Origin of the sequence: Methylobacterium sp. 13MFTsu3.1M2, from assembly GCF_900112625.1 — a bacterium.
Taxonomy (GTDB): Bacteria; Pseudomonadota; Alphaproteobacteria; order Rhizobiales; family Beijerinckiaceae; genus Methylobacterium.
The window spans coordinates 204,676-225,933 of the sequence record NZ_FOMM01000010.1 but is presented as its reverse complement, the minus strand read 5'-3'; the positions used below and the strand labels follow the sequence as shown (position 1 = coordinate 225,933).

The window sequence follows — 21,258 nt, the reverse complement described above, 5'->3', positions numbered from 1 at the left end:
CGCCTGTCAGTGCGGCGCCCGGGCGAGGGCGACGACCGCGCCGATCACAGCGAGTGTCTGGAAGCCGATCAGGCCCGCCACCCAGCGCACGATTTCGGACCGCGTATCCGCCAGCCCGGCGCGCAGATCCGCCTTCGTGACGAGATCGCCCTGCAACGCTTCCGCCATGGCATCGGCCATGCCCTCCGCCTGTTCCGGGGAGAGCTTGGCCTTCTCCCGGAGGGTCCGGGCGAATTTCAGGGTGTCGAAGGCGACCGCCGCCATGGTTCGAACTCTCGCGAGGCGAGCCCGCGTGTTGCAGCGGTCTGAACACAGGCTGTGATTGAGGGTTGGCCCGCGCCGCCCCGCCGCTTCTTGCCTTCGGACCCGCCCTCTGCTAAGCGCCCGCCCATCCCACACGCGGAGCCGGCCTCATGCCTGAATGAGGCGTTTCCGGTGGTCGTCCGAACTCTCGGCCGACCGCATCCCTCCGCGGCGGATATAACCGGAGAGCACAAGAGCCATGGCCGTCGATTTCTCTATGCGTCAGCTCCTCGAGGCGGGCGCCCATTTCGGTCACCAGTCCCACCGCTGGAACCCGAAGATGCAGCCGTACATCTTCGGCACCCGCAACAACATCCACATCATCGACCTCGCCCAGACCGTGCCGGCGCTGCACCAGGCGCTTCAGGCGGTGAGCGACACCGTCGCCAAGGGCGGCCGCGTGCTGTTCGTCGGCACCAAGCGCCAGGCGGCCGACACGATCGCCGAGGCGGCCAAGCGTTCGGCCCAGTACTACGTCAACTCCCGCTGGCTGGGCGGCATGCTCACCAACTGGAAGACCATCTCGGGCTCGATCTCGCGCCTGCGCAAGGTCACCGAGACGCTGGAGACCGGCGGCCCGGGCCTGACCAAGAAGGAGCGCCTGATGCTCTCCCGTGAGAAGGAGAAGCTCGAGAAGGCGCTCGGCGGCATCAAGGACATGGGCGGCGTGCCGGACCTGCTGTTCGTGATCGACACCAACAAGGAGCAGCTGGCGATCAAGGAGGCGAACCGCCTCGGCATCCCGGTGGCCGCCATCGTCGACACCAACTGCAACCCGGACGGCATCAGCTACATCGTCCCGGCCAACGACGACGCCGGCCGCGCGATCGCGCTGTACTGCGACCTGATCGCCAAGGCCGCCATCGACGGCATCTCGCGCGCCCAGGGCTCGTCGGGCATGGATATCGGCGCCTCCGAGGAGCCGATGGCCGAGGAGCTGCCGGCGAACGACGACGCGGCCGTCACGGTCGAGTCCGATGCCCTCGACCCGGCCGACGTGGCGATGCTCGCCGAGTCGACCGAGCACTTCGAGCTGCTCGCCGCCCCGCGCGGCGCGCCGGACGACCTGACCAAGCTCAACGGCGCCGGCCCGCAGATCGTGCAGAAGCTCAACGACGCCGGCATCTACCACTACTGGCAGCTCGCCGCGATGACCCCCGAGGACGTCGCCAAGGTCGATGCCGACCTGAAGCTCAACGGCCGCATCGACCGCGACTCGTGGGTCTCGCAGGCCCGCGGCTTCGTCGAGGCCGCCGCCGCGGCCTGATCCAACGGGGCTTCGCGGCGGCACCGTCATCGGGCCGTCGCGGATCCAGGCATACCGGGCCCGGCCGCTCACCCGCGCGCCGGGCCTCTCGCATCCAGACCACACGAAAGGGACCGCCATGGCCAACATCACCGCCGCGATGGTGAAGGAGCTCCGGGAGAAGACCGGCGCCGGCATGATGGACTGCAAGGGCGCGCTCAACGAGACGCAGGGCGACATCGAGGCCGCCGTCGACTGGCTGCGCAAGAAGGGTCTCGCCAAGGCCGCCAAGAAGGCCGGCCGCGTCGCCGCCGAGGGCCTCGTCGCCGTCGAGTCCGCCGGCCGCCACGCCGCCGTGGTCGAGGTGAACTCCGAGACCGACTTCGTCGCCCGCAACGACGCCTTCCAGGCCTTCGCCCGCGAGGCCGCCAAGATCGCGCTCAACACCGACGGCACGCTCGAGGGCCTCCAGGCCGCCCATTTCCCGGGCGCCACCGAGACCGTCTCGGAGAAGCTGCAGGCCCTGATCGCCACCATCGGCGAGAACATGAACCTGCGCCGGGTGACCAAGCTCGAGGTCAAGAAGGGCGTCATCGCCTCCTACGTGCACAACCAGATCTCCGAGGGCCTCGGCAAGATCGGCGTGCTCGTGGCGCTCGAGTCCGAGGGCGACGTCGACGCGCTCTCGGCGCTGGGCCGCCAGATCGCCATGCACATCGCGGCGACCAACCCGGTGGCGCTGGACGCCTCGGGCGTCGACGCCGCCACGGTGGAGCGCGAGTCGAACATCCTGCGCGAGAAGAACGCCGGCAAGCCGGACCACGTGATGGCCAAGATCGTCGAGAGCGGCCTGAAGAGCTACTACAAGGAGGTCACCCTCCTCGAGCAGCCCTTCGTGCACGACGGCTCCAAGACTGTGAGCCAGGTCCTCAAGGAGGCCGGCTCCAAGGTCGGCGGCCCCGTGACCCTGACGGGCTTCGTCCGCTACGCGCTGGGCGACGGCATCGAGAAGGAAGAGGGTCCGGACTTCGCCACCGAGGTCGCCCAGCAGGCTGGCCGCGCCTGACACCGACCGCGAACGCCCGGTTTGCCGGGCCGTCATCGTGAGATCAGCCCCGTCCGGCACGCGCCGGGCGGGGCTTCGCGTTTCCGGAGGCGCCCGATCGATCCGCGCGGGGTCGTGTTGCGCCGCACACCCCGCCGTGCGGCGCCGCGCTAAGTTCCGGGCATGCCTCTGAAGCCCTTCTCCTACCTCATGATCGGCGTGTTCGCCTCCGGCCTCGCCATGACCGTCTTCGGCGCCGTCGGCGTCCTCGCCGGCAGCTGAGAACGAGCGCCGGCGCTCCGGACCCGGACCGCGGCGGCGGCGCAGACGTCCTCCCCGGGCGCACGTCTCTCGCACGTCGCTCGCGCGCCGGTAGCATTTCGGCCCACGATCCCCGCCGGATCCGGGCCTGGCCCCTCGACGGCGCTCGGGCGGTTGACGTAGAAGCCTCCCCGCTCACGCGATGCGGGATGGAGCCGGGGGCCCAGATGCCGGAGACGACGCCGTTTCGCCGTATCCTCGTGAAGCTGTCGGGGGAGGCGCTCGCCGCTCCCGACGGCTACTGGTTGCATCCGCCGACGCTGGCGGCGCTCGCCGAGGACATCGCCCGCACGATCGAGTCGGGCGCCGAGATCGCCATCGTGGTGGGCGGCGGCAACATGATCCGCGGCGCGCGGATCTCCGCGGCCGGCTGGATCGACCGGGCGACCGGGGATTCGCTCGGCATGATGGCCACGGTGATGAACTCGCTGGCGATCGAGACGGCGCTCAACGCCGCGGGCGTGCAGGCGCGGACCATGTCGGCGGTGTCGATGCCGACCATCTGCGAGACCTACGCCCGCCAGCCGGCCCTGCACCATCTGGACAAGGGCCAGGTCGTCGTCCTCGCCGGCGGCACCGGCAACCCGTTCTTCACCACCGACACCGCCGCGGTGCTGCGCGCCGCCGAGCTGCGCTGCGACGCGGTCCTCAAGGCGACGCAGGTGGACGGCGTCTACTCGGCGGATCCGAAGAAGGATCCGAGCGCCACGCGCTACGACCGCATCACCCACGACGAGGCGATCGCCCGCGACCTGAAGGTAATGGACACCGCCGCCTTCGCGCTGGCCCGGGAGAGCCGCCTGTCGATCGTGGTCGGCTCGCTCCACCCGCCGAGCTCGATCGCCGCGATCCTGTCGGGCGACGCGCCCTCGACCCTCGTGGCGCCCTGACGCGCGGCACGACCGGGCCGCGACCGTTTGCGGCCCTGAAAAAATTCGTCCATTGAGGCCGCGACTGCCCGCGCCGGGCTCAAGACCACGTCAGACGTCTCGGGACGACCCTCATGGCCACACCGGAATTCGATCTCAACGACATCAAGCGCCGCATGCAGGGCGCTGTGTCCTCGCTCTCGAAGGATCTCGGCTCGCTGCGCACCGGGCGCGCCACGCCGTCGCTCCTCGACCCGATCCAGGTCGACGCCTACGGCTCGATGATGCCGATGGCCCAGGTCGCCACCGTCAGCGTGCCGGAACCGCGGCTCCTGTCAATCTCGGTCTGGGACCGCAGCATGGTCACGGCCGTCGAGAAGGCGATCCGCGAATCCGACCTCGGCCTCAACCCGCAGACCGAGGGGCAGACCATCCGGCTCCGTATCCCCGAGATGAACGAGCAGCGCCGCAAGGAGATGGTCAAGGTCGCCCACAAGTACACCGAGGAGGCCCGCGTCGCCGTGCGCCACGTGCGCCGGGACGGCCTCGACCATCTCAAGAAGCTCCTGAAGGACAGCGCCATCTCGGAGGATGACGAGAAGCGTCAGGCCACCGACGTGCAGAAGGCGACCGACCAGTACATCGCCGAGATCGACGGCGTGCTGGCGTCCAAGGAGAAGGAGATCATGCAGGTCTGAGGCGAAGGGCAGGACGCGCGTGACCTCCGCCGCCGCACCGGCCGCGCGTCCCTCGGGACGGCGCGAGCTGTGGCTGCGCGTCGCCTCGGGCCTCGTGCTCGGCGCCGGCGTGCTGGCCGCTCTGGTCTATGGCGGCTGGCCCTTCGCGGGGATCTGGCTCGCCGCCGGCATCGTCGGCTTCGCCGAGTGGATGGTGATGAGCCGCACCGAGCCCCGCGAGGTGCTGATCGCGCTGGGCGCGGCGACGCTCGGCGCCCTGCTGCTCTGCCAGCGCGGCGGCGCCCCGACGCCGGCCTGCCTCGCGGTCCTGCTGCTCGGCGCCGCGGCCTGCGCCACGGTGGCGCGGACCGGACGGGGCCGGCTCCGCGCCTTCCTCGGCGTGCTCGGCGCGGCGGCGATCGCGGCGGTGCCGGTGGCCCTGCGCGACGACCCCGCCATCGGCCTCGTCGGGCCGGCCTGGATGTTCGCGGTGGTCTGGTCCACCGACATCGCGGCCTACTTCGCCGGCCGGAAGATCGGCGGCCCCAAGCTGATGCCCCGGGTCTCGCCCAACAAGACGTGGTCGGGCGCCCTCGGCGGTCTCGTCGGCGCGGTCGCCGCTGGGACGCTGGTCCCGGTGGTCGCCGACCTCGCCGGGATGACCCTGCCCAGCGCCGCCTCTCTCCCGGTCGTGGCGGGCGTGAGCGCGCTCGCCTCGGTGCTGAGTCAGGCCGGCGACCTGATCGAATCCGGCCTGAAGCGCCATTACGGCGTCAAGGATTCGGGCAAGATCATCCCCGGCCATGGCGGCGTCATGGACCGGCTCGACGGATTCTTCGCGGTCGCCGTGCTGGCGGCCGTCTATCTCGCCCTGCGCGGCGGCGGTCTGATCACGTGACGATGAGGGAGTTGAATCCGTGACCCAGGTCGTCACCGTCTTCGGCGCCACCGGCTCGATCGGCCGCTCCACCGCCGACCTCCTGGCGCAGCACGCCGACCGGTTCCGCGTCGGGGCCCTGGTCGGCGGCAAGGATCCCGTCGCCCTGGCCAAGGTCGCCCGGGAGCTCAACGCCTCGTTCGCGGCGCTCGCCGACGAGGCCGCCGGCCCGGCGCTGGCCGAGGCCCTGTCGGGCTCCGGCATCCCGAGCGGGGCGGGGGAGGCGGCCGTCATGGAGGCCGCCGCCCGCGACGCCGACATCGTCGTCGCCGCCGTGAGCGGGGCGGCCGGGCTGAAATCGACCCACGCCGCCCTCCGGCTCGGCCGCAAGGTCGCGCTCGCCAACAAGGAGAGCCTGGTCTGCGCCGGCGACGCCTTCATGCGCGACGCCGCCCGCTACGGCGCCACGATCCTGCCGATGGATTCCGAGCACGACGCGCTGAGCCAGGCGCTGGCCGGCCGGCCGCTCGCCGACGTCCGCACCATGATGATCACGGCCTCGGGCGGCCCGTTCCGGACCTGGACCCGCGAGCGGATCGCCGCCGCCTCCGCGGCCGAGGCCGCCGCCCATCCGACCTGGTCGATGGGCATGAAGATCAACATCGATTCGGCGAGCCTGATGAACAAGGGGCTCGAGCTGATCGAGGCGCACCACCTGTTCGGCATCGAGCCCGAGCGCCTCGACGTGGTCGTGCACCCGCAATCGGTGATCCACGGCCTGGTCTACTGGCTCGACGGGGCGGTGACCGCCGAGCTGGCGCTGCCCGACATGCGCGTGCCGATCTCGCACTGCCTCGGCCTCGGCGACCGGCTGACGATCGAGCGGGGCCGGCCCCTCGACCTCGTGAAGCTCGGCTCGCTGACCTTCGAGGCCGCGGACGAGGCGCGTTTCCCGTGCCTGCGGATCGCCCGCGCGGCCCTGGCCGCCGGCGGCGCGGCGCCCACCGTGATGAACGCCGCCAACGAGATCGCGGTGGCGGCCTTCATCGCCGGCCGGATCGGCTTCTACGGGATCAGCGATCTGGTCGAGCGCGCCTGCACCCACTTCGCCGGCCAGTACCGGGCCGCGCCCGCCGACGTCGACGAGGCGCTCGCCATCGACGCCCACGTGCGGATCTGGAGCGCCGAGGCCCTGCCGGAGCTGCGCGCCGCCGGCTGAGCCGTCATTGCGAGCGCAGCGAAGCAACCTAGGGCGGCGCAACATTCTGCGAGCGTGGCGCCGCTGGACTGCTTCGCTGCGCTCGCAGAGACGTTTCCCGCCTGAGCCGCGCCTCAGCGCGCGGGGCCGTACCCGGCCAGGAACACCCGCACCGCCTCGTCGACCTGATAGCGCATCTCGGCCTCGCCGGCGATGCCGCCCGCCGCGAACAGCAGGCGGGTCAGCAGACCCGCCTGGCAGAGATGCAGGAAGTGCCGGGCCGCGAGCTCGGTGTCGGCGATCGTCAGGCGTCCCGCCTGGACCTGCGCGTCGAGGTAGCGCGAGAGGCGCTCGACGCCGCAGGCCGGACCGGCCTGGTAGTAGACCTGCCCGAAGCGCGGAAACTTCTCGCTCGCGCCGATGACCATGCGGACCAGCGAGACGTGCGCCGGCCGGCACATCTCGGTCAGGAAGCTGCTTCCGAGCCGGGTCAGGACGCCCGGCACGTCGGGATCGTCCGCGTCCAGGGTGAACAGGGCCTCGGCGAGGCTGGCCTTCTCCTGAATGGTCAGCGCCTCGAACAGGTCCTCCTTGTTCTCGAAGTAGACGTAGAGCGTGCCCTTCGAGACCCCGGCCGCCCGCGCGATCTCGCCCATGCTGGCGCCGTCGAACCCCGCCGCCAGGAACACCGTCCGCGCGCCCTCGAGGATCTGCTGCCGCTTGTCGCCCTCGTGCTGGGCCTGACCCCGCTCCAACGCTGCACCCTGAGCCATGATCCCGCTCCGCACCGTGACACCGTCACGCTTGACCGAACCGTTCGGTCAAAATAACCTGCGGCTTCTTCGGGGGCGCGTCAAGCCGTGCCTCGTTATTGACCGAACGGTTCGGTCATTGATGTCGAGGCGCTGATATGTCCCTTCGCGAGGACGCCGATCGGCCGAATTCCGGTCTCGATGCCGCTATTGAGTCCCGAATCGAGGCCGGGGACGAGGCGCGCGCCGAGCGCACGGCGCCGGCCGCGCCGGCCCCCGCCGCGGCGTCCCTGCCGACGCCCGTGCCGGTCGAGGCGCCGCCCGCTCGCAAGCGCTCCGTGAAGCGGCTCGTCCTGCTCGGACTGCTGGCGGCCGCCCTCGGCGGCGGCGCGTATCAGGGATGGCAGTGGTGGACCGTCGGGCGGTTCTTCGTCTCGACCGACGACGCCTACGTCCAGGCCGACATCTCGGTCCTGGCGGCCAAGATCCCGGGCTATCTCCAGTCGGTGCCGGTCGTGAACGGCCTCGCGGTGAAGAAGGGCGACGTCATCGCCAAGCTCGACGACGGCGACTACCGCCTCGCGCTGCAGGCGGCGCAGGACAAGCTCGCCACCCAGGAGAGCACGATCGCGCGGATCGGCCGGCAGGCCGAGGCTGCGCAGGCCCAGGTCGCCCAGGCCGCCGCGCAGCTCGACGCGACCCGCGCCGACGCCGTCCGCGCCCAGGCCGACTTCGCCCGGTCGACGCAGATGCAGGCGGATTACGTCGCCAAGTCGCGCATCGACCAGACCCGCGCCGACCGCGACCGCACCGAGGCGTCCGTCAAGGCCATGGAGGCCGGCCTCCTCGCGGCCCGCGCCAACGTCGACGTCCTCCAGGCGCAGAAGCGCGAGGCGGAGAGCCTCGCGGCGGAACTCCGCACCGCCGTCGACCGGGCCCGGCGCGACCTCGACTTCACGGCGATCCGCGCGCCCTTCGACGGGGTGGTCGGCAACAAGGCCGTCGAGGCCGGCGCCTATGTCGGGCCCGGCACGCGGATCGCCGCCCTGGTCCCGCTCCAGAGCGTCCGGATCGACGCGAACTTCAAGGAGACCCAGGTCGAGCGCATGCGTCCCGGCCAGCCGGTGACCGTGACGGTCGACGCCTATCCGGACCGCGAGATCCACGCCGTGGTGGAATCGTTCTCGCCGGCCTCCGGCTCGGTGTTCAGCCTGCTGCCGCCCGACAACGCCACCGGCAACTTCACCAAGATCGTCCAGCGCCTGCCCGTGCGGGTGCGCGTGCCCGAGGAGGTCGCCCGCGAGGGCCTGCTGCGGCCGGGCCTGTCGGCGGTGGTCCGGGTCGATACCCGCACCGGCGCGGACCGCTCCGTCCTCGACCGCGCCTCCGCGCCGCGGCCGGTCAGCACCGCGAGCCGCTGAGACCGGCGATGGCCGCCAGTGCCGCCCTCGCGCCCGGCGCGCCGATCCGCGCCGCCGAGCCGCCCCTCGACCGCCGCCGCATGGTGGCGTTCGTCTGCATGGTCTTCGGCATGTTCATGGCGATCCTGGACATCCAGATCGTCTCGGCCTCCCTGAACGAGATCCAGGCCGGGCTCTCGGCCTCCGGCGACGAGATCCCCTGGGTCCAGACCAGCTACCTGATCGCCGAGGTCATCTCGATCCCGCTCTCCGGCACCCTGTCGCGGGTGCTCTCGACGCGCTGGATGTTCGCCATCTCGGCGGGCGGCTTCACCCTGATGAGCCTGATGTGCGCCACCTCCTCGTCGATCGGCGAGATGATCGTCTGGCGGGCGCTCCAGGGCTTCATCGGCGGCGGCATGATCCCGACCGTCTTCGCCGCGGCCTTCACGATCTTCCCGCCCTCGAAGCGGACCATCGTCTCGCCGATGATCGGCCTCGTGGCGACGCTGGCGCCGACGATCGGGCCGACGGTGGGCGGCTACCTGACCGACCTGATGTCCTGGCACTGGCTGTTCCTGATCAACGTCGTGCCGGGCATCTTCGTGACGGTCTCGACCTGGATCCTGGTCGATTTCGACGAGCCCAATTACGGCCTGATCCGGTCGTTCGACTGGGCCGGACTCGCCTTCATGGCCGGCTTCCTCGGCTGCCTCGAATACGTGCTGGAGGAGGGACCCAACCACGACTGGCTGCAGGACGAGGCGGTCTTCGCCTGTGCGGTCGTCTGCGGGACGTCGGCGCTGCTGTTCTTCTGGCGGGTGTTCACGGCGAAGCAGCCGATCGTCGATCTCAGGGCCTTCTCGGACCGGAACTTCGCCAGCGGCTGCGTGGCGAGCTTCGTGCTGGGCATCGGCCTCTACGGGCTGACCTACATCTACCCGGTCTACCTCGCCCGGGTGCGCGGCTACTCGGCGCTGATGATCGGCGAGACGATGTTCGTCTCCGGCCTGTGCATGTTCGCCACCGCGCCGATCGCCGGCCGGCTCTCGGGCAAGGTCGATCCCCGGATCATGATGGGGATCGGCTTCGTCGGCTTCGCCTGCGGCACGTGGATCGTCACGGGCCTCACCAAGGACTGGGACTTCTATGAGCTGCTCGTGCCGCAGATCCTGCGCGGCTGCTCGCTGATGCTGTGCATGATCCCGATCAACAACATCGCGCTGGGCACGCTGCCGCCGGCGCGGATGAAGAACGCCTCGGGGCTGTTCAACCTGACCCGCAACCTCGGCGGCGCGGTCGGGCTCGCGCTGATCAACACGATCCTCAACGACCGCTGGGACCTGCACCTCGCCCGGCTGCACGAGCGCTTCACCTGGGCGAACACGGCCGCGCTGGAGCGGCTAGACGCGATGCAGCGCGGCTTCGACGCCTACGGCAGCGCCGCCTCCGACATGGCGCTGAAGGCGATGACCAACACGGTGCGGATGCAGGGCCTCGTCATGGCCTTCGAGGACGTGTTCCTGTCCCTCACCGTCCTGTTCCTCGCGATGGCCTGCGCGGTCCCCATGATCCGGCGGCCGAAGGCCGGCGCGGGCGGGGGCGGCGGCCACTGACGGGCGGTCCCCGACGAGCGGGACCGCCCCCGCGCGATCGTCCGGTGCGGAATCGGACGGCGCGTGCGACCTTCCGCGGCCGGGCCGCAGGATTGCGTTGGCGGTCGGCACCGCCGATCTGCTAGACAGGGCGGATGGCCGGCCCGAGAAGCCGGCGCCGAGACGGCCAGGATACGGCTTATGGACTTCCTCAACGCGATGGGCGGAACCGCCGGCGGTTTCTTCGGCGCCGTGATCCCGTTCCTGTTCGTGCTCACCGTCGTGGTGTTCGTGCACGAGATGGGCCACTTCCTGGTCGGGCGCTGGTGCGGGGTCGGCGTGCACGCCTTCTCGCTCGGCTTCGGTCCCGAGCTGTTCGGGTTCAACGACCGGCGCGGCACCCGCTGGAAGGTCTGCGCGATCCCGCTCGGCGGCTACGTGAAGTTCCACGGCGACGTGAACGGCGCCAGCATGCCCGATCCCGAAGCGGTCGCCCGGATGAGCCCGCACGAGCGGGCGATCAGCTTCCCGACCCAGCCCGTGTCCAAGCGCGCCGCGATCGTCGCCGCGGGCCCGGTGGCCAACTTCATCCTGGCGATCCTGCTCTTCGCGGGCGCCATCTGGCTCGGCGGCCGCTACGAGCTGCCCGCCCGGGTCTCGTCGGTGGAGCCGAACAGCGTCGCCGCCCAGGCCGGCTTCCAGCCCGGCGACGTGATCACCGCGATCGACGGCGAGAAGATCGGCGACTTCAACGCCATGTACCGCACGGTGACCGGCAGCGCCGGGACGCCGCTGACCTTCACGGTCGAGCGCAACGACCAGCCCATCACCATCCAGGCGACGCCGGCCACCTTCGAGGAGAAGACGCCGTTCGGCCGCCACCGGATCGGCCGGCTCGGCATCCGCTCGCCCGCGGGCTCGGAGGCGCGGCTCGTGCAGTACGGGGCGCTCGACTCGCTCAATCTCGGCGTGAAGGAGACCTACTTCGTCGTCGAGCGCACCTTCTCGTATCTCGGCAAGCTCGTGACCGGGCGGGAATCCGCCGACCAGCTCTCGGGCCCGATTGGCATCGCCCGCGTCTCCGGCGAGGTCGCCAAGACCGGCGGCGTCGGCGGCCTGGTCGGGCTGATCGCCCTGCTCTCCGTCTCGATCGGCCTGCTCAACCTGTTCCCGGTGCCGCTGCTCGATGGCGGCCACCTGCTGTTCTACGCCTTCGAGGTGGTGCGCGGCCGCCCGCTCAGCGAGCGGGCCCAGGAGATCGGCTTCCGCATCGGCCTCGCCCTGGTGCTGATGCTGATGCTGTTCGCCGCCTGGAACGACATCCTCAACCTCGGCGCCTCCTGGCGGAACACCTGATCCGGGGCCGGCGGGGATCCGAGGATCGCCGCCGGATCTCCACCGGAAACGCTGCCCCAATCCCGCCGCGATCTCGCCCGGACACCGCCCGGATGACGCCGCGCCGACGCGCCGAAACAGGGTTAACGGGACCTTCACGCGACCGCGAGCGGCGCGGAAAAGGGCCGGTCGCTCAGGCGTTTACGGCGCGTTCACCATGATCCGCGGTTTGCCCGTAAGCTGACCGCACCGTTAAGTGGCGCGAAGGCCACGACCCCCCAAAATCCCCTGACGATGGCCTCCCGCGCGTTTGCTTGGCAGGGGAATCCCGCTAAGAGCTACGCTTGGACCGAAGCCACGCTTGGACCAGGTGACGGGACGGCCGATCAACGGTCGCCCGTGACGGGCTAACCCCCGCGACCAGAACAGAAACGGGCGATTGCATGATGTCGTTGACGGGGAAGCCCCGACGTAAGTCGGTGCGGAAAACCATCGTCCTAGTCACTGCCGGTCTGGGTGTCGTCCTGAGCGGGGCTGCCCAGGCGCAGCAGATCGTCGTCCAGGGCAACCAGCGCGTCGATGCCGACACGATCCGGTCCTACGTGACCGGGACGGCGTCCGGCTCCGCCGAGGAGGCCCGCCGCAACCTGCTCGCTAGCGGGATGTTCTCCGACGTGAAGGTCGCCCAGTCGGGTGGCCGCACGGTGGTGACCGTCCGCGAGAACAACCTGATCAACCGCGTGGTCTTCGAGGGCAACAAGAAGATCGAGAAGGCCACCCTGGAAGGGGTGGTCGAGGCCAAGTCCCGCGGGCCCTACAGCGAGGCGATCATCAACGCCGACCTCGCGCGCATCCGCGACGTCTACAAGCGCTTCGGCCGCGGCACCGCCAAGGTGACCTACCGGACCGTCGACCTGCCCAACGGCCGCGTCGACGTGATCTACCAGATCGACGAGGGCGACAAGACCGGCATCCTCTCGATCAACTTCGTCGGCAACAACGCCTACTCGGAGCGGACGCTGAAGGGGCTGATGAGCTCCTCGGAGATGAACTTCCTGTCGTTCATCAAGACCTCCGACGTCTACGATCCCGACCGCATCACCAACGACCTCGACCAGGTCCGCCGCTACTACCTGAAGAACGGCTACGCCGACTTCCAGGTGGTCAGCGCCGACGCGCGCTACGTCGAGGGCGACAAGTCCGGCTACGTCATCACCATCACGGTGAGCGAGGGCGAGCAGTACCGGGTCGGCGCCGTCCAGGTGGATTCCCGCCTGCCGGGCCTCGACACCGCGAAGCTCGACAGCGACATCGCCACCTCCGTGGGCGACGTCTACAACGCCGACGACGTCGAGAAGACGCTCAACAACGTCACCCGCCAGGTCAACCGCGCTGGCTACCCGTTCGCGCAGGTCCGCCCGACCGGCCAGCGCGACCCGGCGAGCCACCAGGTCTCCCTGGGCTTCGTGGTCGAGGACGGCCCGCACGTCTACGTCGAGCGCATCAACATCCGCGGCAACACCCGCACCCGCGACTACGTCATCCGCCGCGAGCTCGATATCGCGGAGGGCGATGCCTACAACCGCGTGCTGACCGACCGCGCCGAGCGGCGCCTGAACGGCCTTGGCTTCTTCAAGAAGGTCCGCTTCTCGAACGAGCCGGGCTCGGCCCCGGACCGGGTGGTCATCAACATCGACGTCGAGGATCAGCCCACGGGTTCGTTCTCGGTGGCGGGCGGCTACTCCACCCAGGACGGCATCATCGGCGAGGTCTCGGTCTCCGAGTCGAACTTCCTCGGCCGTGGCCAGTACGTCCGGCTCGCCGGCACGGGCGGCCAGTACTCGCGCGGCGTCGACTTCTCGTTCACCGAGCCGTACTTCCTCGGCTACCGCCTCGCGGCGGGCTTCGATGCCTTCTACAAGTACTCCGACCTGACCCGGTACTCGCGCTACGAGACCACGGTGTACGGCGGTCAGCTGCGCCTCGGCCTGCCGATCACCGAGGAGTTCGGCATCACGCTGCGCTACTCGCTGTACAACACCGAGCTGAAGGTGCCGAACACCCTCAAGCGGCCGTACAACGACTGCTCGATCCCGATCCCCGGCTACACCGCCACCTACGCGGCGGGCACGATCGACCCGAACACCGGCCGCAACATCGGCGGCCAGTCGATCTACCCGAACTGCGCGTATGACGGCGAGGCCTCGATCGCCATCAAGGGCTCGCAGGGCAACACGCTGACCTCGCTGGCCGGCCTGACGCTCGCCTACTCGACCCTCGACGTGATCGGCGCGCCCCGCAACGGTCTCTACGCCGAGCTGAAGCCCGACGTCGCGGGCCTGGGCGGCGACTCCAAGTTCTTCCGCGTGACCGCCGACGCGCGGTACTACAAGGAGATCTTCGAGGACGTTGTCGGCTTCATCCGCTTCCAGGGCGGCCACATCTCGTCGCTCAACAACGACCCGCTGCGGGTGACCGACCAGTTCTTCCTCGGCCCGTCGCTGGTCCGCGGCTTCGCGCCGAACGGCATCGGTCCGCGCGACGTCGGCATCGCCGACGCCCGCTCGAACGCCATCGGCGGCTCGACCTACGTCGGCGGCACCCTCGAAGTGCAGTTCCCGCTGCCCCTCGTTCCGCGGGATCTGGGCCTGAAGGGCGCGCTCTTCGCCGATGCCGGCACGCTGTTCGGTTATCACGGCCAGCGGAACTTCAACGTGAACGGCGACGCCTTCATCAACGGCATCTCGCCGACGACCGGGAAGTGCAACTTCAACGCCTTCACGATCGGCGTGGAGCCGGAATGCGTGAACGTCCGCGACACGGCGGCGATCCGCTCCTCGATCGGCGCGTCCATCCTGTGGAACTCGCCGCTCGGCCCGATCCGGTTCGACTACGCCTACGCTCTGTCCAAGGACGAGGGTCAGAAGGTGTTCGTCCCGATCCTCGGCAAGTTCGGCCATATCGGCGCGGATCAGGTCCAGGCCTTCCGCTTCTCCGGCGGCTCGCGCTTCTGATAAAAAACACGCGCGCCGGCCGGATTCTCCCGGCCGGCGCGTTGTCGGACATGACAGATCCCGTCTTCTTCACCGCCGCCACCGGCCTCACCCTGGCCGAGATCGCGGCCGCCGCCGGCCTCGGCCTCCCCGAGGGAGCGGATCCGGATCGCCGGTTCAGCGGCGCGGCCTCCCTGGAGAGTGCCGGTCCGGACCACCTCGCCTACATGGACAATGCCCGCTACGGCGACGCCCTCGCGGCGACGCGTGCGGGCGTGTGCCTCATCTCGCCCCGCTTCGCGGCGCGCTGCCCCGCCGGGACCGTCGCCCTCGTCAGCCGCGATCCCTACCGCGTCTACGCGGCCCTGCTCGGCCGCCTGCACCCGGACGCGCTGCGTCCCGGTTCCCAGTTCGCGGTCCGCGGCGTCGCCTCCGGCGCCCACGTCCATCCCGAGGCCCGGCTCGAGGACGGGGTCACGGTCGATCCCGGCGCGGTGATCGGGCCGGGAGCCGAGATCGGCGCCGGCACGGTGATCGGGCCGAACGCCGTCATCGGGCCGGGCGTCCGGATCGGGCGCGACTGCGCGATCGGCGCGGCCACGACCCTCAGCCACGCCCTCCTCGGCAACCGGGTGATCCTGCATCCGGGGGCCCGGCTCGGACAGGACGGGTTCGGCTTCGCCATGGGCGCCACCCACCTCAAGGTGCCGCAAGTCGGGCGGGTGATCGTGCAGGACGACGTCGAGATCGGTGCCAACACCACGGTCGACCGGGGCGCCTCGCGCGACACGGTGATCGGGGAGGGCACCAAGATCGACAACCTCGTGCAGATCGCCCACAACGTCGTGATCGGGCGCCACTGCGTCATCGTGTCGGGGGTCGGCATCTCGGGCTCGACCACGCTGGAGGATTACGTCGTCCTCGGCGGGCAGGTCGGCGTCGTCGGCCACCTGCGCATCGGTCGCGGCGCGCAGATCGCCGGCTCGTCCAACGTCAACCGCGACGTGCCGCCGGGCAGCCGCTGGGGCGGGACGCCCGCCAAGCCGGTGCGGGCTTGGTTCCGCGAGCTGACGACGCTCGCGCGGCTCGCGGAACGCTCGGGCAAGGAGCCCGCCGGAGACGACGCCTGACCGGGAAGGCCTTGCGCTTCCGGCGATTTCTTCCGAATAGGGCGGTCGGCGCCCCGGTGGCGGCCGGATTGCGGGCCGCCGATGGCGGCAAGTCGAGGTGCGGATTTCGATGAGTGAGGCGGCGCGCGAGACCGGCAGCGAGCTGGGCATAGCCGATATCCAGACGCTGCTGGAGCTGCTGCCGCACCGCTACCCGTTCCTGATGGTCGACCGCATCGTCGAGATCGACCGGGACGAATCCTGCGTCGGCATCAAGAACGTCACGGCCAACGAGCCGCAGTTCATGGGCCACTTCCCCGACATGCCGGTCTTCCCGGGCGTACTCCTGATCGAGGGCATGGCGCAGACGGCGGGGGCGATCTGCTGCCGCCACATCCGGGCGGACGGGCGGAACACCAAGCAGGTGTTCTTCATGACCATCGACAAGTGCAAGTTCCGCAAGCCCGTCACGCCCGGCGACCAGGTGCGCTTCCACATGACGAAGCTGAACCAGCGCCGGACCATGTGGTGGTTCCGCGGCGAGGCCCGGGTCGACGGCACCCTGGTCGCGGAGGCCGAGATCAGTGCCATGCTGGTGACGGAGTGACCGCCCCCGTCATCCACCCGAGCGCGGTGATCGAGTCCGGCGCCCGCATCGGCGACGGGGCGCGGATCGGCCCCTTCTGCCATGTCGGGCCCGAGGTCGTGCTCGGCGCGGACTGCGAACTCATCAGCCACGTGGTCCTGGCGGGCCGCACCGCGATCGGCCCCCGCACCCGGATCTTCCCCTTCGCGTCCATCGGCCACCAGCCGCAGGACCTGAAATACCGGGGCGAGGCCTCGACCCTGACGATCGGCGCCGACTGCCTGATCCGCGAGGGCGTCACCATGAACCCGGGCACCAGCGGCGGCGGCCTGGAGACCGTGGTCGGCGACCACTGCACCTTCCTGGCCAACTCACATGTCGGCCACGATTGCCGGGTCGGCGCCCACGTGATCTTCTCCAACAACGTCATGCTGGCGGGCCATTGCAGCGTCGGCGACTACGCGATCCTGGGCGGCGGCGCCGCCGTGATCCAGTTCGCGCGGGTCGGCGCGCACGCCTTCGTGGGCGGCCTGTCGGGCCTGGAGAACGACTGCATCCCCTACGGCATGGTGCTCGGCAACCGGGCCTACCTGTCGGGGCTCAACATCATCGGGCTGCAGCGCCGCGGCTTCGCCCGCGAGGACATCCACGCGCTGCGGCGCGCCTACCGCCTGCTCTTCGCCCCCGAGGGCACGCTGATGGAGCGGGTGGAGGACGTGGCCGCGACCTTCGAGTCCCACGCGGCGGTCGCCGAGATCCTCGACTTCATCCGCCTCGGCGGCAAGCGCTCGATCTGCACGCCGCGCGAGGTTCCGACCCCGATCAGCGCCGCCTAAGCGGCCGTGACCGAGGCCGATCCCGCCCCCGCCCCAGAGGGGGCCCTGGTCCTGATCGCGGGGGCGGGGCGCCTCCCGGAGCTCGTCGCCGAGTCGCTCCGCCGGGCGCGCCGGCCCTTCCGGGTGATCGCGCTGCGCGGCTTCACCGGACCGGCCCTGCGCGCGGGCGCCGACGCCACGGTCGACCTCCTCGATCTCGCGGCCACCCTGAAGCTGCTGCGGCTCTGGGGGCCGGCGACCGTGGTGCCGGCGGGCGGCGTCTCCCGCCCGAGCCCGGCCGCGATCCTCAACGCGGGCGCCGCCCTGCGCAACCGCGAGGCCCTGCGGGCGATCGCCGGCGGCGGGGACGACCGCCTGCTGCGGGCGGCGGTCACGCTGGTCGAGGAGGCGGGCCACCGGGTCGTCGGCGTCCACGAGGCCGCGCCGGACCTGCTCTGCCCGGACGGCCCGCTCGGGCGCCGGGCTCCGGACGCGGAGGCGGCCGCCTCGATCCGCACCGGGCGCGGCGTCCTCGACGCCCTCTCGCCCTACGACCTGGGGCAGGCGGTCGTCCTGGCCGGCGACCGGATCCTCGCCGTGGAGGGGCCGGAGGGCACGGACCGCATGCTGGCCCGGGCCCGGGCCCTGGGGCGGCGCCCCTTCGGGTTCGGCCGGGCGATGCCCGCGACCGTGCTGGTGAAGGCCCCGAAGGTCGGCCAGGACCGCCGCATCGATCTCCCGGCCGTCGGCGCGCGGACCGTCCGCAACGCGGCCCGGGCGGGCTGCGCCGGGCTCGCCCTGGAGGCCGGCGGGACCCTGGTCATCGACCGGGCGGCGACGGCCGCGGAGGCCGACCGCCTCGGCCTGTTCGTGGTCGGGTACGGGGGCGCGCCGTGACCGGCCGGCCCCGCACGATCTGGCTCGTGGCTGGCGAGGATTCCGGCGACCAGCTCGGCGCCAAGCTGATGCGCGCCCTGCGCGAGGCCGCGCCCGACACCGTCTTCGGCGGCGTCGGCGGCGAGGCCATGGCGGAGGCGGGGTTCGCGTCCCTGTTCCCCCTCGATGACGTGGCGGTGATGGGCTACCTGCCGGTCCTCGCCCGGGCCCGGACCCTGCTCCGCCGCATCCGCGAGACCGTCGAGGCGACGATTCGCGCGCGGCCCGACGTGCTGGTGATCATCGACAGCCCGGGCTTCACCCACGCGGTGGCGCGGCGCGTGCGCAGGGCGGCCCCCGGCATCCCGATCATCGACTACGTGTCCCCGAGCGTGTGGGCGTGGCGGCCGTGGCGGGCGAAGGGCATGCGGCCGTTCATCGACCACGTGCTGGCCCTGCTCCCGTTCGAGCCCGACGCGCATCTGCGGCTCGGCGGCCCGCCCTGCACCTATGTCGGGCACCCGCTGATCGAGCGCCTCCCGGAGCTGCGGCCCGGCGCGGCCGAGCGGGGGCGGCGCGAGGCCGTTCCCTACAGCCTCGTGGTCCTGCCGGGCTCCCGGCGGTCCGAGATCGAGCGGCTGATGCCGGTCTTCGGCGCGGCGCTGGCCCGCGTCGCCGAGGGCCTGGCGGTCGAGGCGGTCCTGCCCGCCGTGACCCGGCACAGGGCCCTGATCGAGCGGCTGTCGGCCGGGTGGCCGGTGCCGGTCCGCATCGTCACCGGCGAGGCGCCGAAATACGCGGCCTTCCGGGAGGCCCGGGCGGCGCTCGCCGCCTCCGGCACGGTCACGCTGGAGCTGGCGCTCGCGGGCGTCCCGATGGTCGTGGCCTACAAGGTCTCGCGGGCGGAGGAGTTCATCGCCCGCCGGCTGATCCAGGTCCCGAGCATCGTGCTGCCGAACCTGATCCTCGCCGAGAACGCGATGCCGGAATTCGTCCAGGCCGACTGCACCCCGGAGCGCCTCGCCGGCGCCCTGCGGCCGCTCCTGGCCGGCGGTCACGAGCGCGACGTCCAGCTCGCCGCCCTCGGCCGCATCGACGGGCTGATGCGGCTCGCCGCGGCGGACACGCCGAGCCGGGCCGCGGCGCGGATCGTCCTGCGCGCGGCCGGGGGGCAGGGAGCGGATCCGGCGGCGTGACGGCGCCGCTCAGCCGGCGCGACGGCCGCAGCGGATATAGGTCGAGGTCCCGCGGCTGCTCGACCAGGTCAGGTGCTCGCCGTCGACCTGCAGGCGGACCTGCGACGACCAGTGGCGGCCGCGATCGCTGCACTCGGCGGCCGTGACCCAGGCGCCGCCGCTCCGCCGCACGTCGTGGAACAGGCACAGCGTGCGGCCCGCGCGGGCGCGGTCCTGCGTGATCGTGGCCGGGATGTAGCCGCGGCGGCGCGAGCGCGCTCCGCAGGCCTCCGGCGTCGGGCCCCAGACACCGACATACTCGGCGGCGGGCACCGCGGTGGGCACGGCGGCGGCCGGAGCGGCGCCCGGGGCCGGGCGGGCATTCGCCGTGGTCGCGGGCGGCGCGGCGGCACTCTGCGGGGCCGCCGGCGCCGGAGAGGCCGCCATGGCGGTCTGGCCGGGCGGCTCGGCCGGGGCGGTGAGCGGGTCGGGCTCGTCGAGCATCACGACGCGGCGCGCGGGGCGCGGCGCGGCGGACCCCGCCGCGGACGGGCTCGCTTCCGGCGGGGACGGGCGGAACGGCAGGTCCTCGGTGAGGTAGGCGGCGCTGTAGGCGAACAGGCCCACCCAGCCGAGGATGAGGAGGGTCGGCAAGGCGAAGCGACGCCAGGAGCCGGAACGCGCCCCGTCGCCCGGATCCGCCAGAACGACCGCCCCCATGGTCCGCCCCCCTCTCGTCCGCTCAGCGGCCGAAGATGCCCTTCAGGAACTGCGCCGTGCGGTTGCGCTTGCGCTTGCGCTCCAGCTCCGACGCGTCCCTGAGCCACGCCACCTGGACCACGCGCCGCTCGCCCTCGAAGGGCTCGTGGCCGTGCCAGGAATTGTCCGCCCGCAGGAACGCGAACATCGTGCCCATGGTCGGCGGGACCTCCACCGCGAAGGGCTCGTAGTTGCGGCCGTCGTAGAGCACCCGCAGGCGGCCGGCCGCCGGGGCGTCCCAGGCGTCGTTCATGTAGACGAGCAGGGTGAGCACCTTCGACGGGCCGTCGGTGTGGATCGAGCCGTATTTCAGCTGGCTGCGGCGCATGATGGTCGTCAGGCGCGGGCAGGAGACGAGGTCGATGCCGAACTTCTCGCCGAGGATCTTCGAGAAGGCGTCGCTCTCCAGCTCGTCGATCAGCGCCTTGAACCGGCCCTTCAGGGTGACCTCGTCGACCGTGAGGTAGCCGGGCTTGGCGATGTCCGGGAAGTCGCGCCGGATGTCGTCGATCGCGTCGGGATTCAGGACGTTGCTGCCGAGCGTGTAGGCGTAGGGCTCGCGGGAGACGGGCGCGGCGCGCACGGCGGAGATGTCGAGGATCGAGAGAGCGGACATCGCTGGGTCCCTTGGCTCCGGCGCCGGTCGGCCGGCACGCGGGGCGCCGGAGACGCGTGCCGGGGGGCCGGTCCAGCCGTCGTGCCGGGGCCGCCCGCGCAGGCGTCCACGACCACAGATCTACTGCTGCTTCCGGCGATCCCGGAATCTCCTAATCCGCCGATTGCGGCGGTCCGACGGCGAAAGCGGCCCGGTGGCGCATTCCGGTGACAGTCTCGGGCGGCCCGCTTGTGCAGGATGGCGCCAGACCCGCGGGCTTTCTTCCCGGGTGCGTACCGGAACCCGTGCCCGATGAGGCCGTTGGCCCTCGCTCTGCTGTTCGCCCACCTCGCCGCCGTCGCGGCCGGGGTCGAGGCCCGTGCGCAGTCGCGGCCGCCGCGCGGCTCGATGACGGCCCGCATGACCTGCTCCGAGGCGATGGCCCTGGTGAAGAACGAGGGCGACGTGATCATCGCCGCCGGAGCGGCGCCGGAGCGGTTCGTCAGCAATCCCGGCCAGTGCAGCGGCGCGGAGATCGCCGAGCTGCGCTTCGCCCCGACGCGCGACAACCCGCAATGCCCGATCGGCTACCATTGCCGCGAGCCCGGCTTCGAGGAGTGGAACTGGTAGCGGCGGCGCCCGCGTAAATCGCCGCACCGCCGGAACGTGACCAAAGTTTCACGCGACAGCGCGGGCCGAGTGCCACTATCTGGCCATCTGCCGGGGCCAAGG

Annotated in this window: 20 protein-coding genes; 16 read left to right on the top strand and 4 right to left on the bottom strand. The window is 71.4% G+C overall.

What is annotated here, in order from left to right:
- Positions 1-6: 6 nt before the first annotated feature.
- Positions 7-264 (bottom strand): hypothetical protein, encoded by a 258-nt coding sequence (locus BM314_RS11670; RefSeq protein WP_091978221.1) that lies wholly within the window; start codon positions 262-264, stop codon positions 7-9.
- Between the two features lie 238 nt (positions 265-502).
- Here BM314_RS11670 and BM314_RS11665 point away from each other — a divergent pair, with 238 nt between their 5' ends.
- The 6 genes from BM314_RS11665 to dxr all read left to right on the top strand — a co-directional run bounded on the left by BM314_RS11665 (position 503) and on the right by dxr (position 6,557).
- Entirely contained in the window at positions 503-1,570 is a 1,068-nt protein-coding gene (locus BM314_RS11665) for a 30S ribosomal protein S2 (RefSeq protein ID WP_020092974.1), read from the top strand.
- A 118-nt stretch (positions 1,571-1,688) separates the two neighbouring features.
- On the top strand, positions 1,689-2,615 hold the full coding sequence (tsf, locus tag BM314_RS11660; RefSeq protein ID WP_042676079.1) for a translation elongation factor Ts: 927 nt from the start codon (positions 1,689-1,691) through the stop codon (positions 2,613-2,615).
- A 467-nt stretch (positions 2,616-3,082) separates the two neighbouring features.
- Positions 3,083-3,805 (top strand): UMP kinase, encoded by a 723-nt coding sequence (pyrH, locus tag BM314_RS11655; RefSeq protein WP_026604897.1) that lies wholly within the window; start codon positions 3,083-3,085, stop codon positions 3,803-3,805.
- A gap of 113 nt (positions 3,806-3,918) precedes the next feature.
- A complete protein-coding gene (gene frr / locus BM314_RS11650; protein WP_020092978.1) occupies positions 3,919-4,482 on the top strand; it encodes a ribosome recycling factor in 564 nt (187 codons plus the stop codon).
- Between the two features lie 19 nt (positions 4,483-4,501).
- Positions 4,502-5,359, top strand: coding sequence for a phosphatidate cytidylyltransferase (locus BM314_RS11645; RefSeq protein ID WP_020092979.1), 858 nt, complete (start codon positions 4,502-4,504; stop codon positions 5,357-5,359).
- Positions 5,360-5,378: 19 nt separating this feature from the next.
- On the top strand, positions 5,379-6,557 hold the full coding sequence (dxr, locus tag BM314_RS11640; RefSeq protein WP_020092980.1) for a 1-deoxy-D-xylulose-5-phosphate reductoisomerase: 1,179 nt from the start codon (positions 5,379-5,381) through the stop codon (positions 6,555-6,557).
- A 113-nt stretch (positions 6,558-6,670) separates the two neighbouring features.
- On the opposite strand, the gene BM314_RS11635 is transcribed toward dxr, so the two are convergent.
- Positions 6,671-7,309, bottom strand: coding sequence for a TetR/AcrR family transcriptional regulator (locus tag BM314_RS11635; protein ID WP_091978220.1), 639 nt, complete (start codon positions 7,307-7,309; stop codon positions 6,671-6,673).
- 137 nt (positions 7,310-7,446) lie between these two features.
- Here BM314_RS11635 and BM314_RS11630 point away from each other — a divergent pair, with 137 nt between their 5' ends.
- The 9 genes from BM314_RS11630 (at position 7,447) to lpxB (ending at position 19,193) form a co-directional block, all read left to right on the top strand.
- On the top strand, positions 7,447-8,709 hold the full coding sequence (locus BM314_RS11630; RefSeq protein WP_091927207.1) for an HlyD family secretion protein: 1,263 nt from the start codon (positions 7,447-7,449) through the stop codon (positions 8,707-8,709).
- A gap of 8 nt (positions 8,710-8,717) precedes the next feature.
- Positions 8,718-10,304 carry a DHA2 family efflux MFS transporter permease subunit gene (locus BM314_RS11625; protein ID WP_091978219.1) on the top strand — a complete coding sequence of 529 codons (1,587 nt, stop codon included), beginning with the start codon at positions 8,718-8,720 and terminating at the stop codon, positions 10,302-10,304.
- Between the two features lie 180 nt (positions 10,305-10,484).
- The gene (locus tag BM314_RS11620; RefSeq protein ID WP_020092984.1) at positions 10,485-11,639 is read left to right on the top strand and encodes a M50 family metallopeptidase; all 1,155 of its coding nucleotides are present in this window, start codon (positions 10,485-10,487) and stop codon (positions 11,637-11,639) included.
- Positions 11,640-12,061: 422 nt separating this feature from the next.
- The gene (gene bamA / locus BM314_RS11615) at positions 12,062-14,632 is read left to right on the top strand and encodes an outer membrane protein assembly factor BamA (RefSeq protein WP_026604899.1); all 2,571 of its coding nucleotides are present in this window, start codon (positions 12,062-12,064) and stop codon (positions 14,630-14,632) included.
- A gap of 50 nt (positions 14,633-14,682) precedes the next feature.
- Entirely contained in the window at positions 14,683-15,741 is a 1,059-nt protein-coding gene (gene lpxD / locus BM314_RS11610; protein ID WP_091978218.1) for a UDP-3-O-(3-hydroxymyristoyl)glucosamine N-acyltransferase, read from the top strand.
- A 109-nt stretch (positions 15,742-15,850) separates the two neighbouring features.
- Positions 15,851-16,327 (top strand): 3-hydroxyacyl-ACP dehydratase FabZ, encoded by a 477-nt coding sequence (gene fabZ, locus BM314_RS11605; RefSeq protein ID WP_020092987.1) that lies wholly within the window; start codon positions 15,851-15,853, stop codon positions 16,325-16,327.
- Complete coding sequence (gene lpxA / locus BM314_RS11600) at positions 16,324-17,142, top strand: acyl-ACP--UDP-N-acetylglucosamine O-acyltransferase (RefSeq protein WP_056533043.1); 819 nt, start codon at positions 16,324-16,326, stop codon at positions 17,140-17,142. The genes fabZ and lpxA overlap by 4 nt, the downstream gene beginning before the upstream one ends.
- 6 nt (positions 17,143-17,148) lie before the next feature.
- Complete coding sequence (lpxI, locus tag BM314_RS11595; RefSeq protein ID WP_091978217.1) at positions 17,149-18,018, top strand: LpxI family protein; 870 nt, start codon at positions 17,149-17,151, stop codon at positions 18,016-18,018.
- Positions 18,015-19,193, top strand: coding sequence for a lipid-A-disaccharide synthase (gene lpxB, locus BM314_RS11590; RefSeq protein ID WP_091978216.1), 1,179 nt, complete (start codon positions 18,015-18,017; stop codon positions 19,191-19,193). The genes lpxI and lpxB overlap by 4 nt, the downstream gene beginning before the upstream one ends.
- Positions 19,194-19,202: 9 nt before the next feature.
- Here lpxB and BM314_RS11585 read toward each other — a convergent pair whose 3' ends face one another.
- Together BM314_RS11585 and BM314_RS11580 are read right to left on the bottom strand one after the other, a co-directional pair.
- A complete protein-coding gene (locus tag BM314_RS11585) occupies positions 19,203-19,892 on the bottom strand; it encodes a peptidase inhibitor family I36 protein (protein WP_091978215.1) in 690 nt (229 codons plus the stop codon).
- 22 nt (positions 19,893-19,914) lie between these two features.
- Complete coding sequence (locus BM314_RS11580; protein ID WP_056533055.1) at positions 19,915-20,547, bottom strand: 2OG-Fe(II) oxygenase; 633 nt, start codon at positions 20,545-20,547, stop codon at positions 19,915-19,917.
- 291 nt (positions 20,548-20,838) lie between these two features.
- Between BM314_RS11580 and BM314_RS11575 the strand changes: the two genes are divergently transcribed.
- Complete coding sequence (locus BM314_RS11575; RefSeq protein ID WP_026604902.1) at positions 20,839-21,156, top strand: hypothetical protein; 318 nt, start codon at positions 20,839-20,841, stop codon at positions 21,154-21,156.
- Positions 21,157-21,258: the final 102 nt, after the last annotated feature.